This is a genomic window from Bacillus sp. CCB-MMP212 (assembly GCF_022748145.1).
Classification (GTDB): Bacteria; Bacillota; Bacilli; order Bacillales; family Bacillaceae_G; genus Bacillus_A; species Bacillus_A cereus.
The window spans coordinates 37,091-53,802 of sequence record NZ_JALDQE010000006.1; the positions used below are offsets into that span (position 1 = coordinate 37,091).

Consider the following 16,712-nt stretch of genomic DNA (forward strand, 5'->3'; position numbering starts at 1 on the left):
AATAGGTTATTTAAAAAACTTGTCAAGAGTCAATTTAAGGCTTAACGTCAGCTTTATATTTTTTATATAAATATATAATATTTCTCCATGCTATAATCCATTCATGAAATATACGCGGTTCATGAGTTGTAATGAAAAGAGAAATGAATTGAGGAATAGTTGGCTTTGTGAAATCAGTTATGTAACTACTATTAAAAAGCGAGGTAAATAATATGGAACAAAAACATAATGGGATTATTTTTACTGCAATACCAGACGAATCGAATGAATATTATCAACCATTTTATGAAGACTTGATTTACTTTAATGAATGTTTAAATGAAAAGAAATCAATTGCGGATCAACTTATATCTTTATCTGTTGAAGAACAAGACTTTCATACGAGCTGTTTTGAGTATGATGATATTTGGCTAAGAGATGTTGCACCGGTTGTCACAAATCATCTAGTTAAATTTAAATATCGACCAAATTATTTGCCAGATGATCAAGGGCGATATTTAGATCAACAGTTTAATAAATGGTTGAAAAAGAATGACTTTGAATATGTGAAATCCCCATTAATATTAGATGGTGGTAATCTTATTTGGAATAAAAAAGATACCGTAATATTAACAGAACGTATATTTGATGATAACGATGATTGGACAGAAGAGGAAATTATTGAGCAGTTAGAATGGGATTTAGATGTGAGTCGAGTTATTATTATTCCTGCTGAAGAAGGGGATGTACTAGCACACGCAGACGGAATGGTTAAATTTATTGATGAACATACAATGTTTATTAGTGATTTTTTAGGAGATCATGAATTTAGATATAGTGTTCAAGAGATTATTCAAGAACAAATGCCAGAAGCTGAATTTATAGTTGTTCCTTCATCATATACAGAGAAAGGACAATATGATCAAGAGATAGCATCAGCAAAAGGGTTGTATATAAATATGTTAGAATCATGTGATGCTCTTTATGTTCCTAAGTTTGGACTAGCCAAAGATGAGGAAGTTTTACGATATATTCAACAGTATACGGAGAAGCAAGTTATTCAAATTCATGTAGGAGAAATATCAACAATGGGAGGCGCAATGAATTGTTTAACGTGGTATTGTCCAAGCCATTTGTTACCTTCGAAAATGAGAAGATTGAAAAATCAGAATGAAGATTTTTCAATGAAGAAGATTTTTGATTGGTTTTAATAAATAAGTAATGAAAAGAAAATATATTCAAGGAGTATTGATATGTATACCATCGCTGAGTTTTCTCGGATTTGTAAAATGAGTACGCGGATGTTAAGACATTATGACAAAGAGGAGATATTAAAACCGGCATATGTGAATCCGGTTAATGGGTATAGGTATTATGAACAAGAGCAGCTGGAAGTAGCATTGAAAATAAAAAAGCTAAGGGAGTATAAATTTCCTCTTCCAAAAATTAAAATTGTTTTGCAGTCATCGGATCAAGATTCGTTTGTTCAACATATACAATCACAAATTATCGAGTTGTCTCATGAAGTGAAGCAAAATTTACAGGTTATTTCAGAAATGAATGAAATGGTAATGGTGAATAGTAGTCTAAATATTGCTCGCCATAGAAGTTACGATATATTAATGGGAATGAGGAACGAAGTAACGATAATTACTCAAAGAGTAAAAATAGATATAGATGATATGGATGATTATTTTTATGACTTATATGAAGAGGTACAAAAAAATAACTTTCAAATAGTCGGTTCTCCATCTGCAGTCTTTTATGATGAAGAATATATTCCAAGTAACAGTGATATTGAGTTAAGAATTCCGGTTATGCAGGGGAATGATGAAGACGTAGCACCAAAGTATGAAATGAAACAACTAAGTCCACATCATATCGTTACTACTATGCATTATGGAAGTTATGACTATATAGGTTACGCTTATATAGCGTTAGAAGAATGGGTTGAAAAAAATGGGTGTGTAATAGTTAATTCGCCATATGAGGTTTATATAAAGGGACCTGAATGTGATTGTTTAGCAGAAGAGTATGTGACACAAATTTGTTTTTTAGTTACGAAAATAGAATGAGAATAAGGATTGACATTAACATTATGTCAATCCTTATTCTATGTACGAAAGCAATTTATCATAATAAAAAGGCGAAATAAAGAGTCACCTTATAAAGTTGCTACAAGTAAATGAAGATATTCCTGTTGACCTTAACACGATGTCAAAGTATAGACTGTACGTACATTCATATAAGGGGTGAACACGTATGAGAAATATAGAAAATAGTTTGTTTTATATGCCTGCGGAATGGGAGAAACATGAAGGTACATGGCTCCAATGGCCACATGATAAAGCACATAGAGGTGAAGGTTATAGAGCTAAGTTAGATGATATTTGGATATCGATGGCAAAGGAGCTTCACTATGGAGAAAATGTCCATATTGTTGTATGTGATGAAGAAGAGAAAATACATGTCCAATCGAAGTTAATGGAAGCTAATGTAAATATGGATAAAATTGATTTCTTAATTCAAGAAACTGATGATATTTGGATAAGAGATAACGGACCAATCTTTGTAACGGATAAGGAAGGGAATCGCTGCCTAACGCACTGGATATTTAATGGTTGGGGAAATAAATATCCGTACGAAAAAGACGCTAATATTCCGAATAAAATAAGTGAAATGTATCGCATTCCAAAAGTTGAATCTAGTGTCTGTCTAGAGGGCGGGGGAATTGAGATAAACGGAAACGGGACCTTAATGGCGGCGAAAACGTCTATTATAAATGAAAATCGAAATCCCACACTAAGTCAGAAAGAAATTGAAATGGAATTAACGAAATATTTAGGAGTAACGAATTTTATATGGATAACTGGTATACGCGGAGAAGATAATTATGATGAAGATACGGATTATCATATTGATGGCGCGGCACGGTTTGTAAATGAAAATACGATACTCTATGAATATGATCCTTTCGGTGAAGGAGAGCCATACCTTTTGGAGGCGTACGAAAAGCATTATCAAGAATTACGACAAGCGAAAAATATAGATGGAAAGCCATTTCAGCTCATTCCAGTACCAGTAACAAGAAAAGTGGTAAAAGAAGCAGACTGTAAGGGTTCATATTTGAATTTTTATATTGGTAATGAAGTTGTATTAGTTCCTGTATATGGTGATGAACATGACAAGTTAGGGCTGCAAATTATTGAAGGTCAGTTTCCAGGAAGAAGAATTGTCGGTATTTATGTGAATGAATTGTATGCGTATGGTGGTATGATTCACTGTGTGACGCAGCAGCATATAGAATAGAGTAATTCAAATGAAAAAGCATGCAGAGCATATACTCTGCATGCTTTTTATAATGCTGAAAACTCCTCAACAAGTTGAGTGAATTGTTTCAATGCACTTTCAATCGGTTCTGGCGTAGTTAAATCAACACCAGCTTTTTTCAATAGGTTTAGTGGATAATCAGAACTTCCACCTTTCAGGAATTCAATATAATTTTTCTGAGCATTCGGATCACCGCTTAATAGTTTATCAGCGATTTGAATGGCAGATGCGAATCCAGTTGCATATTTGTATACGTAAAACGGGCGGTAGAAATGAGGGATTCTAGCCCATCCGTATTTTACTTCTTCATCAAATACAAGTGAATCACCGTTATATTCTTTAAATAGTTTTTCATAAATTTCACTGAAGACTTGTGCATTTAATGGTTTACCTTGTTCCGCCATTTCATGTGTGATTTTTTCAAATTCTGCAAACATAATTTGTGTAAAGAAAGTACCTTTGAATTTTTCAATAAAATGGTCAACTAAATGGTTACGCACGTTCGTTTCTTTTGCTTCTTTTAATAAATAGTGAATTAATAACACTTCATTTACTGTAGAAGCGACTTCTGCCACAAAGATAGAATAATGTGCAGAAATTCTTGGTTGGTATCCATGTGAATAGTGCGTATGCATACCGTGCCCGCATTCATGAGTAAGAGTGAACAGGCTATTTAAATCATCGTGATGATTTAAAAGAATGAAAGGATGAACACCATATACACCAAAGTTATAAGCACCAGAACGTTTTCCTGGTGTTTCTCTTACGTCTATATATCGTTTATCTTTAAAACTTTTTAATGTCTCAATATATTCTTCTCCTAAAGGAGCTAGTGATGCAATCATAATGTCAAATGCTTCACTATATGGGATGTCTTGTTTTGCACCTTCTACTAAATCGACGCCTAAGTCGTATTGTCTTAGTTCATCTACGTTTAATTTTTCTTTTCGAATTTCATTGTATGTATGTAATGTTTGAATGTTTTTTTTCGTTGTATCAATAAGGTTTTCATATACTTCTTTCGGAACCATATCGCCAAATAATGATTTCTCTAGCGCTGATGGATAGTTTCTTAGCTTCGAAACGGTAACATTATTTTTAATAGCAGCGGATAAAGTAGATGCGATGGAATTCTTTAACTGAACATATGGTTTGTAATATGCTTTATAAGCTTCTTTACGCTTTTCACGATTCGTATCTTCTATTAACTTTGCATACATTCCGCGTGTTAAGTTCACTTTTTCTCCATCGTCAGTCGTCACTTCACCAAATAATATATCTGCATTGTTTAACATACCAAATGTGTGCTGTGGAGAAGAAAGAGCTTCACCCATCTGTGATAAAATTGCTTCTTGGTCCTTATTCAATACGTGTTTTTTATAACGATATAATTCAAATAAGTCTTCTTTATAATATTGTAAGCCTTCTGTTTCTTCTATGTAAGAATGTAATGTGCTTTCGTCTATGCTAAGTAAGAAGGGGGAAAAGAAAGATTTAGCTGCACTTACTTTTACGTGTAATTGTGATACTTTATCGACAAGAGACTGCGCGTCAGTATCGCGTGTATCAAGGTCAGATTGTAATCGTGCATAAGCGAACATTAAAGATATTATGCTAGAAATTTCTTCACTCTTCGTTAAATAAGCTAATAAACTATTGCCATCGTGAATATTGCCATTAAACTCGTGTAATTCCTTCGTTAATACTTCAATTTTATGAAAATCACTTTCCCAATCTTCAATTGTATGGTAAATGTCTGTTAAATCCCATTTTTCTATATCAGCTACTTGTAATCGATCTTTAAGTTCTGTCATAATCATTTCCTTTCTAAACATGTAGTTATATTTCTATATAACTATGAAATACAACAAATTGCAAAAAATCCCTGCTGAAAATTGAAAAGCCTTGCTAAAATAACAAGGCTTACATACTTATAGTGTAATTCCAAATTTTGAATGTAAAAGGTTTGTAAATTGCATGTCTGTAACGGTTTCTTTCGTTTTTTTACCATTTTTCGCTACTGTAAGGCTATCTTTCGTTAAAGAGGCATGCCCATCTTCAGTTAGTTTTACAATAAGAGGTAGTTTATTAAAGGGTGACCCTTCATGTTCAACGATAATTTTTTGTGCTGTATTTGCTTTTTCTTCATCCACTTCTTCTATATAAAATGCATAGCCTAACGTCCAATCATCAGCAGAAGATTGATCCGAGAACTCATTGTTTTTCCGCATCTCTAAAATGTAGTTTCCCTTTTCGGTCATTTCTTTACGAATACGATAATCTCCTGTAACAGAGTGAATGACTTCACCTGAGAAAGGGACAGGGGTAAGAGGTAAGTATGATCCGAATCCTACTTCAATTAAATAAAGTTCATTATGATGTGTTAAAACGGTTGCGATATGGCCAGAATCAACAGCCCATATGGAGTTTGCAGCGTTATAAACTGTTCCTGAAACGAGATGAACATCGAATCCAAAATCTTTCAGGAAGTAATACATAGTAGGATTGAGTTCATAACAAAGACCGCCACGGTTATTTACTAAAATTTTCTCTTTCAAATTTTCTTTTGATATTTCTTTAAAATTCTTTTCGAGAATATTTAAGTTTTCAAAAGGAACAGTTTGTGCCATTGCGTACATAATGTTAGATAAATCTTCAAATGAAACTGTGTCTTTTTCTTCTATATGTAATCGTGCGAAAAATTGTTTTTGAAAGTCTGTCATAGAAATCCCTCCGTTATGTTTTTATAGGTAAATTGTAAACAATCTTGAATAGGATGTGAAATTAAAACTACGTTGAATATTTGAAGTGAGATTAAAAATAATGTGGGAGAGTGAGAGATTGCTACTTTACTAACGGTGGGACGAATATTATAATAATTCTGATAAACTATGCAAACGCTTTCTTAGAAGGGGATGGTGTACAGATGTTTAAAAGAATAACAATAGTCGGATTGTCAGTTGTTTTGTTTTTACCTAGTATATATGAGGGGAGTAAAGCATATGCAGATACAGTTAACAATGGAACGTTAATGCAGTATTTTGAGTGGTATGCTCCGAATGATGGGAATCATTGGAATCGTTTGCGTACTGATGCTGAAAATTTAGCGCAAAAGGGAATTACATCTGTTTGGATACCACCTGCATATAAAGGAACTACGCAAAATGACGTAGGATATGGAGCATATGATTTATATGATTTGGGGGAATTCAATCAAAAGGGAACAGTGCGGACGAAATATGGGACGAAAGCACAATTGAAGTCTGCAATTGACGCTTTACATAAGAAAAACATCGATGTATACGGTGATGTAGTTATGAATCATAAAGGTGGGGCTGATTATACGGAAACTGTCACAGCAGTTGAAGTAGACCCGAGCAATCGAAATGTTGAAGTATCAGGTGATTATGAAATTAGTGCGTGGACAGGGTTTAACTTTCCAGGGCGTGGAGATTCTTATTCTAATTTCAAATGGAAATGGTATCATTTTGACGGAACAGATTGGGATGAAGGAAAGAAATTAAACCGAATTTATAAATTTAGGGGCATAGGTAAAGCGTGGGACTGGGAAGTGTCTAGCGAGAATGGGAATTATGATTATTTGATGTACGCGGATCTTGATTTTGATCATCCAGATGTTGCGAATGAAATGAAAAAATGGGGAACGTGGTATGCGAAGGAATTAAATTTAGATGGCTTTCGTTTAGATGCTGTTAAACATATTGATCATGAATATTTGCGCGATTGGGTAAATCATGTTAGACAGCAAACGGGGAAAGAAATGTTTACAGTAGCTGAATATTGGCAAAATGATATCCAGACTTTAAATAATTATTTAGCGAAGGTCAATTATAATCAATCTGTGTTCGATGCACCACTTCATTATAATTTTCACTATGCTTCAACAGGAAATGGGAATTATGATATGAGAAATATTTTAAAAGGAACGGTAGTTGCGAATCATCCTACACTTGCGGTTACTCTAGTTGAAAATCATGATTCACAGCCTGGTCAGTCATTGGAATCTGTAGTGAGCCCTTGGTTCAAACCGTTGGCATATGCATTTATTTTAACGCGTGCAGAGGGATATCCTTCTGTTTTCTATGGTGATTACTATGGTACAAAAGGAAATAGTAACTATGAAATTCCAGCGTTAAAGGACAAAATTGATCCGATTTTGACGGCACGAAAAAACTTTGCATATGGTACGCAGCGGGATTATTTTGATCATCCAGATGTAATTGGCTGGACAAGAGAAGGTGATAGTGTACATGCTAATTCTGGTTTAGCAACATTAATCTCTGATGGACCAGGAGGGTCAAAGTGGATGGATGTTGGGAAGAATAACGCAGGGGAAGTATGGTACGATATTACGGGTAATCAAACAAATACTGTAACAATTAATAAGGATGGTTGGGGACAATTCCAAGTAAGTGGAGGATCAGTTTCCATATATGTTCAGCAGTAATTTGGTGATGAAAAAGAAGAGGTAGACTGAAACATAAGTCTACCTCTTCTTTTTATATTGTGCATATTTATCCCGCTATTTGTGGTCAGTCCGATTGGTGAGGGCTTATTAAAGTTTCACTTTATTTTTCCTGAATCTTTATTGTAATAAAAGAGTTAGTCGACCTTTATAACAACAAGAGAGGCATTGGAATATATAATGTCACCCGTGGCTTCTCTTATTCGTACTCGAAGAACGTCCCCTTGATTTAAAGGTAGTAAATCAGTTCTGGCGGATGTAGCTCTCACCCCAGAAGCACCACCAACTCGCGTTTCAATTGCGAATTGAATGGAATCGTTTATTGTAAGATTTAATATACTAGACGATATAGTTTGTATTACAAATACAATTGAAAAGGATACAGAGTACACGCCAGTGGTATCAATTGTAATAGAATTATTTAATGGATTTAGGGTAGTTCCACTAGCAGGTCCTGGAATGGTAAAATTAATATTTGTATTAACTACTGCTGAAAAACCGATTCCTACTTCAGAAGTTATTGCTCCAAATATGGGAAGAATCCCTAAACCGGTTGCGCCAGTAGGACCAGTTATTCCGATTCCGGTAGAACCTGTAACCCCAGTAGGACCAGTTATTCCGATTCCGGTAGGACCTGTAACCCCAGTAGGACCAGTTATTCCGATTCCGGTAGGACCTGTAACCCCGGTAGGACCAGTTATTCCGATTCCGGTAGGACCTGTAACCCCGGTAGGACCAGTTATTCCAATTCCGGTAAAACCTGTCGCGCCGGTAGGTCCTGTGATTCCAGTAGGTCCGGTGGGGAATGTAAATGGTGGAATTGATGGTAGTGTGGGACCGATTAAATTTGGTTCCAGAGCAGGTCCATGTAAAATATTATATTCTTCACTCATATAGTAAACCTCCTATCATTGCTTGTCATAATTATTAAATGTATTAGGGGAAGTAAATGACATTCGCAATAGCGGAGGCGCTTCTTATAATTTCTCTTCAGTGAATATAGACCTAATTTAAGCAATATTGAAATCTATAGTTACGTACTACTAAAGTATGACACCTTTACTTCTCACGTAACATATAGTATGATGATTTCAATAAATTAGATTTCAATGACTATAATATAAATTAATGAGAGGTGCTTTTTGTGAGTGCGGTAGGTATTAAATAGGAAAAATTTAATGAAATAAATCGGATAAGACCAGGGGATTTTTATGTACATCATACCCCTAATTTTGTCATGCATTTATTTCAAAACCTATGAAGATACCTACAATACTTTATAAAGCGTGTAATAAGGGACTGCCATCTATTTTTATGGCTTATTTCCTCATACGTTATTACACATGCCTTGTAAATGTAAAAGCTGCGGTATCCCCGCAGCTTTTTTGTATATATTTTTAATGTATAAAAATGGTAATTAAATAATGTAGAGCTCATTGGAATCTAATGAGTAGGTATCTTCATTTATGATAAAAATCAATCATAGTGAGGAGAAACAAAATGAATACGATGACTTTTGAAAAGTTACAATATAACGAATTAAAGGATATAGTGAAATCTTATTGTGTAAGTGGATTAGGTAAGGAATTAGTAAACAAATTAGAGCCGAGTACGAGTATAAAAGTAGTGAGAAATCGCTTGAATGAAACGACAGAAGCACGAGCTATATTAGATGCAGAAGGGCATGTTCCTTTCTTCGGCATTTCTAATATTGCTAGTACAATTCAAAAATTAGAAAAAGGGATGATTTTAGATCCAGAAGAATTAGTAAGTGTTTCAGACTTTTTACGTGGGTGTAGAAAGATTAAAAAGTTTATGTTAGATAAAGAATTTTTTGCACCAGTATTAGCTTCTTATGCAAATTCAATGACTGAATATAAAAGTATTGAAGAGGAAATTAACTTTTCAATTAAAGGAAATAGTATTGATGTAGCTGCAAGTAAAGAGTTAAAACGAATTCGAAATAATATCGATTCTGTAGATGGGAAAATAAAAGAACGTTTAACGAAGTTTTTAAATAGTAGTGCAAATAAGAAATTCATTCAGGAATTCTTTATTAGTAAAAAGGATGACCGTTATACGATTCCAATTAAATCTTCCTATAAAAATCAAGTTGCTGGAAGTATTATTGAAGCCTCGGCAAAAGGTTCTACTGTATTTATAGAACCGCATACGGTTACGAAATTGAATGCAGAATTAGCAGGTTTGAAAGCAGAAGAAGCGGTTGAAGAGTATCAGATTTTAGCGACTTTATCAGGAATGGTGTTAGAAAACATTTATAATATAAAGATTAACATGGAGCTAATTAGTCAGTATGATATGGTATTTGCGAAAGCGAAGTTTAGTAAATCGATTGATGGAATAGAACCGAAGTTAAACGATCATGGCTACATTCATTTAGTGAATTGTAAGCATCCGCTTTTAACAGGGCAAGTTGTACCGTTACATTTTAAAATTGGTCAAGAGTATCGTAGTTTAATTATTACAGGGCCGAATGCGGGCGGAAAGACAATTGTGTTAAAAACGATTGGATTGTTAACATTAGCTACAATGTCAGGTCTTCATATTGCAGGAGATAAAGGTACAGAAATCGCTATTTTCGAAAATGTATTCGTAGATATTGGTGATAATCAAAGTATTGAAAATGCACTAAGTACATTTTCGTCTCATATGAAAAATCTGTCTGAGATTATGAGGATGTCAAATAATAATACGTTACTTTTATTTGATGAAATAGGGAGCGGTACAGAACCAAATGAAGGTGCAGCACTTGCAATTTCTATTTTAGAAGAGTTGTACTTTGCGGGATGTATTACCGTTGCGAGTACGCATTACGGAGAAATTAAACGATTCTCAGAAATGCATGATGACTTTATGAATGCAGCGATGCAGTTTAATAGTGAAACGCTAGAGCCGCTTTATAAATTAGTTATCGGAAAATCAGGAGAAAGTAATGCACTTTGGATTGCGAATAAAATGAGCGTAAAAGAACATGTACTGAAAAGAGCGAAAGAGTATATGGGAAATAAAGAGTACGCTTTAGAAAAAGTGAATGAAAGTAAAATTAGAAAACCGAAATTTGTACAAGAAAAAAGAGAATCTCATTATGAGTACAAAATCGGCGATCGTGTGAATTTATTGGATCATGATGATTTTGGTATCATCTATAAGGAAAAAGATAATTTTTATAACGTTGTTGTATATTATAACGGTGAATTCGTTGAAGTAAATGTAAAACGTATTACTTTAGAAGTAGCAGCGAAGGAGTTATATCCAGAAGGATACGATTTAAATACACTATTTGTTGATTATAAAGAAAGAAAAATGCAACACGATATTGAGCGCGGATCGAAAAAAGCACTGCGTAAAATTCAAAAAGAAATAAGAAAGAATAGAGGATAAGTTAAAATGGTAACGATTAGACAAGAACAAAAAAATGATTATAGAAAAACAGAAGAAGTCATAAAAGAAGCATTTTTAAAGGAAGAATTTAGTGATAAAACAGAACATGAACTTGTAAAACGTATTAGAGAATGTGACGCGTTTGTTCCAGAGTTATCAATTGTTGCGGTAGATGAAGATATAGTTGGTCACATTATGTTATCGAAAATTACAATAGAACAAGATGGAACTTCTGTAGAATCGTTAGCACTTGCACCAGTTTCAGTTGCTAGGGGTCATCAGAAAAAAGGAATTGGTGGAAACCTGATTGTAGCTGCATTAGAAAAAGCGAAAGAACGTGGATACGGATCAGTTGTAGTATTGGGACATCCAGAGTACTACCCGAAATTTGGTTTTAAGAAAGCAAGTGAGTGGAATATAAAAGCACCGTTTGAAGTGCCTGAAGAGGTATTTATGATAATGGAATTAACAGAAAATTCTCTTCGAGGTGTAGAAGGAATTGTACAATATTCGAGTGCTTTTGCTGAGTAGGAGTAACGGTTAAGAAATGTAATCATAAAAGATGCTATCTTTTTGTATGGATATACAGAAAGATAGCTTTTTTTATTAAGCGGATCTACTGACGTATATTTTGCTCAATGAATAATTGAGGTGGTAAAATTGATATAGAAACGTAAAGGGAGAGAATGAAATGAATAAGCGAGAAACAGATAGCAATGAGAATGCAGTTACGTTATATGTTACAAGACACGGTAAAACAATATTAAATACGAATCATCGCGCGCAAGGTTGGGCTGATTCTCCATTAGTAGAAAAAGGTGTTGAAGTTGCCACAAATTTAGGAACAGGATTAAAAGATATTCATTTTATGAATGCGTATAGTAGTGATAGCGGCCGAGCGATTGAAACTGCTAATTTAGTATTAAAATATAGTGAGCAATCAAAATTAAAACTTGAGCAAAGAAAAGATTTGCGAGAATTAAATTTCGGTATTTTTGAAGGTGAAAAACTTGAGAATATGTGGGATGTGGTTGGAAAAGCTGCAGGCGTTGCATCACCAGAAGAACTTATGAAGTTTTCTATTCAAGAAGTGATTAATCTTATTAGAGTAGCAGATCCTACAAAACAGGCGGAAGATTGGGAATTATTTTCTACTCGTATAAAAGCTGAGATAGATAAAATTAGTGAAGAAGCTGCTGGAAATGGTGGCGGTAACGTTTTAGTTGTCGTTCATGGGCTTTTGATTACTACCTTAATAGAAATGTTAGACAGTAGCAAAACAAAACTTGGGGTGGAAAATGCTAGTGTGACGAAGATTGTATATCAAGATGGAACATATACAGTCGAGTCGGTTGGAGATATGAGTTATGTTGCAAAAGGGAAAGAAAGTGTGGAAATATAATTAAATCTCAAATAGAAATAAGAAAAGGAAGGTAGAGAAATCTAGCTTCCTTTTCATTTTGTGAATTATGGGATTAATAAAATCTTCCCTGTGCTTTTACGGCTCTCTAATAATTCATGAGCAAGAGCACCGTCTTGTAAAGAGAATGTAGTAGGATTTGAAATGTTTAATTTTCCAGTTGCGATCCAATCGAATAATTGAGTAGATCGTTTTTTACGTTCTTCATAAGTGGTAAGAACGTTCCAAAGGTCTCCGCCAGTTAAAGTTTTTGAAGTATCCATAAGCATACGTGGATCAACTGGAGCAGGATTACCACCAGCCATTCCGTAAAATACGACAGTACCGCCAATTTTAGTAGCGTTAAAACTTTCCTCTAATGTAGAACCTACTGATTCATATACAAGATTTACTCCAGTTCCATTAGTCATTTCAAGTACTTTCGTATGCCATTCTTCGTTATATAAAAATACGTGATCGGCACCAGCTAATGTAGCTATCTTTGCTTTTTCTTTTGATGATGTAAGACCAATTACTGTTCCGCCCTGTAGTTTAATCATTTGAATAAGAAGTTGACCGACGCCACCAGCTGCAGCGTGTACTAAAGCTATATCACCTTGTTTTAGTTGATAGCTATCGTGCGTTAAATAATGTGCAGTTAATCCTTGTAATAAGACAGAAGCGGCTGTTTCAAAAGAAATAGAATCTGGTAGTGGGATTACTTTTTCAGATGGAACGGCAACTAGTTCTGCATTTGCAAATGGGACGTCCGCAAATGCAATACGGTCTCCTAGGTTGATAGTAGTAACGTCAGCTCCTACTTTTTCAACAATTCCAGCTCCTTCATAACCTAATACATAAGGCGGATTGCCAGCAAGATGATAATCGCCGCGGCGTCTATAAATATCAGCGAAGTTTAATCCGATTGCTTTCGTGCGGACAAGAATTTCATTTGGACTTATGATTGGATCGTGTATTTCTTTATAGTGTAGAACATTAGCGTCTCCGAATGTTTCGAAACAAAGTGCTTTCATATGGAATACCTCCATTTATATTGTTTATAGATGTTCTTTATCATACAATACAAATATCAATAGACAAAGAGGATTATTTCGATGGAATCAATCGGAAATATCGATTGAAAAGAGGGATGATAAATGGAAATAAAACAGTTAATTACATTTAAAGTAGCGGCACATACTTTGAACTTTACACAAACTGCGAAGAAATTAAACTTTGCTCAATCGAGCGTGACAGCGCAAATTAAAACGTTAGAAGCTGAGCTCGGTACACCGTTATTTGAAAGATTAGGAAAACGTCTTTTCTTAACTGAAGCAGGTAGGAAGTTTCAACTATATGCCGACAAGATGATTGCACTCAGTAACGAAGCGAAAATGGCTGTGAAAGATGATGAAGAAATAGCAGGTACGTTAATAATTGGTGCACAAGAAAGTCAATGTACATACAGACTGCCTTCTATATTAAAGCGGTTTAAAATAAAATTCCCAAAAATAAAACTTATATTTAAACCAGCACATTCCAATAAAGATGCGAAGGAACAATTGATGGAGGGGAAAGTAGATCTTGCATTTATTTTGGACGAATGTAAAACAGAAGATGTTTTACATGTGGAACCACTTATGAAAGAAGAATTAAAAGTAGTAGCTGCTCCTACGCATCGTTTACTTGAACAACCTTCAGTTTCTATAAAAGATTTAGAGAGTGAAACACTTTTACTAACAGAATTAGGCTGCTCGTATCGGACTTTATTTGAAGAGCTATTTCGCTGGGAAGATGTATATCCAGCAAATAAAATTGAGTTTGTTAGTGTTGAAGCAATTAAACAATGTGTTATTGCAGATTTAGGCATAGCCGTTTTACCAGCAATAGTAGTAGAAAAAGATATACGAGAGGGGACGATAAAAGAGTTACATTTAGAAAATACAATCTCTCCGATTTATACGCAAATCGCTTGGCATAAAGACAAATGGATGACAGTGCCACTGCGACAATTTATTGATGTAACGAGGGAGTTTTTTGTAACGGATTAAGTGGAGAAATATTTATTTTATATAAAAGAAAAAATGGCAATTTTGTATAAAGAACCGATGCTTGAATATAACAAGTATTGGTTCTTTTATGTTTTAAATATAGAATGCTATAAAATGTGTATTTCTCAACTTTTTTTCTTACAAGGATAAGTAAAATTCTTCGTATATTCCAATAATCATAAGGGAATTTACAACGTTTATTCGTTTCTGTAAGATGCCTCTAGGAAGCGTGAAAGGAGGACTTACATAGCAGTATAGCTTGTCTTTAGTATACGTACTTATTGTGAGGAGGAATTTAAAATGTTTAAAAAGTTAATGAAAGTATGCGTGTTAAGTGCGGCAAGTATAGGTGTATTATTTAGTTTTCAAGGAAGTACATTTGCAGCTACTGATTTAAGTAGTTATTATGACGGGAAAAATCCAGCAACAACGAAAGTATACGGGGGAAGTACAACGTGTGATGCAGATGGATTTAATGCAAAGTCTACAGCAGTTTATGAAGGTAGTAAAAAAGTAGGGACAGTGTATTTACGTTACAGTAATAAATGTCATGCAGCGTGGTCTAAGCTTGTTTTAGATCAACCAGCTCCTTCTGTTTCTGGAGGGGTATATGCTTACGCTGTTATTAATAAATATAAAAATGGTGTATTCCAAAAATCAGTAGACTCTAATAGTGGCAATGGGGCAATTAAAACAGGACAAACGAGTACGTATACAGGAATGGTGTTTGATTTAACTGCTGATTTTGGTTATACAGCTGATGCCGAAGCGGTGACGATTAATAATGGTTACGGGAAAACAGCACGTTATTAATAAAGGAGTGAAATGATATGAAACTTTTAAAAAAGACGAGTGCATGTTTATTGCTATCTTTACTCGTTGTAACTAGTATGTTTAGCACGACTAATAGCGATAAAGCATACGCAGAAGACCATTCATATGATGGGAAAAGTCCTTATTATAACAGCTGTGATCAATCCGCAGTAACGAAAGAAAAGAAGTGGATTGATTCAAATTCTTATGTGGAATTAAAATTTAGCACGACGTGTAAGACAGCGTGGGCAAAAGTTACTGTAACTCGCCTGGCAGTTTATAATAACGAAGCTGATGCAAGGATTGTTAGAAAAACAGATGGAAAGGCATACACTTGTGGAAGCGCTGGAGGAAATGGTGTTGTAAATAAAGGGCAAACATCATGCTATACGCCAATGGTATATGACTTAGATCCAAGAAAGGCGCAAGCACAGGGGAAACATGCAATACCAAATAGTGATGCTTATAATTATGCGGAGACTATTTGGTATTGATGAGGATATGGAGATTGTAAGATAGAATATTTTAAGAGCATGTTTTGATTGGATTTCAAAACATGCTCGTTTTGTATTCATTCTAATTTTTTCTGTAATCATGGACCATTGAATTAACTAAGGTCTGTATCAGGAGGATTGTATCCAAGGTGACGAGCCATTGATACAATTTGTCCTTTATGATGAAACTCATGAGTCTCTGTATGAGTTAAAAGCCATAGCGGAGTTGTGCTCCAAGGTTCTCTTTGCCATTTCACTTCATTTGCTATGTTTTCAAGCCAACGATCATTGTATTCATTTAAAAAACTTTGTACAGTCTCATCTACTAATTTAAATCTAGCACGGACTTTCGCGACATCTGCATGCTCAATTTCGTAATCGCTAGCAAATGAAAAATCTGCTCTTTTTTGCTTGAATGCGAATGACCCAAGCCAGTATCGATAGCAATCGGCTACATGAATATGTGTCTTTATAATGCTACCGCTCCCGAAATTCGGAACAGTGCTATGTAATTTTTCTAATGGGATTTCTTCTAAAAATGTGAATAGAGTTTCTCTTGTAGAGCTAATAAGATTATATTGCTGTTTTAAAATATGTAACATGCAAGTACACTCCTCTTTTATTTACATAGTAAGTAATTCTATATTTACGAGGAGTGAACCTGTTTATTATTTTTAATAAGCATATTAGATGTATTTCTTATTTGTTTCTGATAGATTAAACAAGGTGAAACTTTAATAAGTTGAACATTATTAGTT

Annotated in this window: 15 protein-coding genes; 10 read left to right on the top strand and 5 right to left on the bottom strand. The window is 34.4% G+C overall.

The features are described 5' to 3' along the window. The first annotated feature begins 212 nt into the window (after positions 1–212). From MRP26_RS17640 to MRP26_RS17650, 3 genes are all read left to right on the top strand, one after another. Positions 213–1,190, top strand: a complete 978-nt coding sequence (locus MRP26_RS17640) for an agmatine deiminase family protein (RefSeq protein ID WP_000435519.1) — start codon at positions 213–215, stop codon at positions 1,188–1,190. Positions 1,191–1,232: 42 nt separating this feature from the next. After that, complete coding sequence (locus tag MRP26_RS17645) at positions 1,233–2,054, top strand: MerR family transcriptional regulator (protein ID WP_182813159.1); 822 nt, start codon at positions 1,233–1,235, stop codon at positions 2,052–2,054. A gap of 187 nt (positions 2,055–2,241) precedes the next feature. Then, entirely contained in the window at positions 2,242–3,288 is a 1,047-nt protein-coding gene (locus MRP26_RS17650) for an agmatine deiminase family protein (RefSeq protein WP_001244187.1), read from the top strand. Between the two features lie 47 nt (positions 3,289–3,335). Here MRP26_RS17650 and pepF read toward each other — a convergent pair whose 3' ends face one another. Together pepF and MRP26_RS17660 are read right to left on the bottom strand one after the other, a co-directional pair. Further along, positions 3,336–5,123, bottom strand: a complete 1,788-nt coding sequence (gene pepF, locus MRP26_RS17655; protein ID WP_182813163.1) for an oligoendopeptidase F — start codon at positions 5,121–5,123, stop codon at positions 3,336–3,338. A 117-nt stretch (positions 5,124–5,240) separates the two neighbouring features. After that, positions 5,241–6,032, bottom strand: coding sequence for an arylamine N-acetyltransferase family protein (locus MRP26_RS17660; RefSeq protein ID WP_088024286.1), 792 nt, complete (start codon positions 6,030–6,032; stop codon positions 5,241–5,243). Between the two features lie 203 nt (positions 6,033–6,235). Between MRP26_RS17660 and amyS the strand changes: the two genes are divergently transcribed. Next, complete coding sequence (gene amyS / locus MRP26_RS17665) at positions 6,236–7,777, top strand: alpha-amylase (RefSeq protein WP_071731248.1); 1,542 nt, start codon at positions 6,236–6,238, stop codon at positions 7,775–7,777. Positions 7,778–7,932: 155 nt separating this feature from the next. On the opposite strand, the gene MRP26_RS17670 is transcribed toward amyS, so the two are convergent. Next, positions 7,933–8,688, bottom strand: a complete 756-nt coding sequence (locus MRP26_RS17670) for an exosporium leader peptide-containing protein (protein ID WP_197241931.1) — start codon at positions 8,686–8,688, stop codon at positions 7,933–7,935. Between the two features lie 607 nt (positions 8,689–9,295). Here MRP26_RS17670 and MRP26_RS17675 point away from each other — a divergent pair. From MRP26_RS17675 to MRP26_RS17685, 3 genes are all read left to right on the top strand, one after another. Then, positions 9,296–11,197, top strand: a complete 1,902-nt coding sequence (locus tag MRP26_RS17675; protein ID WP_182813169.1) for an endonuclease MutS2 — start codon at positions 9,296–9,298, stop codon at positions 11,195–11,197. 6 nt (positions 11,198–11,203) lie between these two features. Further along, positions 11,204–11,728 carry a GNAT family N-acetyltransferase gene (locus tag MRP26_RS17680; protein WP_075718569.1) on the top strand — a complete coding sequence of 175 codons (525 nt, stop codon included), beginning with the start codon at positions 11,204–11,206 and terminating at the stop codon, positions 11,726–11,728. A gap of 160 nt (positions 11,729–11,888) precedes the next feature. Next, positions 11,889–12,599, top strand: a complete 711-nt coding sequence (locus MRP26_RS17685; RefSeq protein ID WP_001042044.1) for a histidine phosphatase family protein — start codon at positions 11,889–11,891, stop codon at positions 12,597–12,599. Between the two features lie 65 nt (positions 12,600–12,664). Here MRP26_RS17685 and MRP26_RS17690 read toward each other — a convergent pair whose 3' ends face one another. Beyond that, positions 12,665–13,630, bottom strand: a complete 966-nt coding sequence (locus tag MRP26_RS17690) for a quinone oxidoreductase family protein (protein WP_000645266.1) — start codon at positions 13,628–13,630, stop codon at positions 12,665–12,667. Between the two features lie 123 nt (positions 13,631–13,753). Here MRP26_RS17690 and MRP26_RS17695 point away from each other — a divergent pair, with 123 nt between their 5' ends. The 3 genes from MRP26_RS17695 to MRP26_RS17705 all read left to right on the top strand — a co-directional run bounded on the left by MRP26_RS17695 (position 13,754) and on the right by MRP26_RS17705 (position 15,954). Further along, positions 13,754–14,647, top strand: coding sequence for a LysR family transcriptional regulator (locus MRP26_RS17695; protein ID WP_000403896.1), 894 nt, complete (start codon positions 13,754–13,756; stop codon positions 14,645–14,647). 300 nt (positions 14,648–14,947) lie between these two features. Beyond that, entirely contained in the window at positions 14,948–15,460 is a 513-nt protein-coding gene (locus MRP26_RS17700) for a DUF2690 domain-containing protein (protein ID WP_000473735.1), read from the top strand. A gap of 17 nt (positions 15,461–15,477) precedes the next feature. Next, positions 15,478–15,954: a DUF2690 domain-containing protein gene (locus MRP26_RS17705; RefSeq protein WP_000771162.1), complete on the top strand. Its 477-nt coding sequence runs from the start codon at positions 15,478–15,480 to the stop codon at positions 15,952–15,954. Between the two features lie 113 nt (positions 15,955–16,067). Here the strand turns inward: MRP26_RS17705 and MRP26_RS17710 are convergent, their stop codons facing one another. Then, a complete protein-coding gene (locus MRP26_RS17710) occupies positions 16,068–16,556 on the bottom strand; it encodes a DinB family protein (RefSeq protein WP_000902416.1) in 489 nt (162 codons plus the stop codon). Between the last annotated feature and the right edge of the window lie 156 nt (positions 16,557–16,712).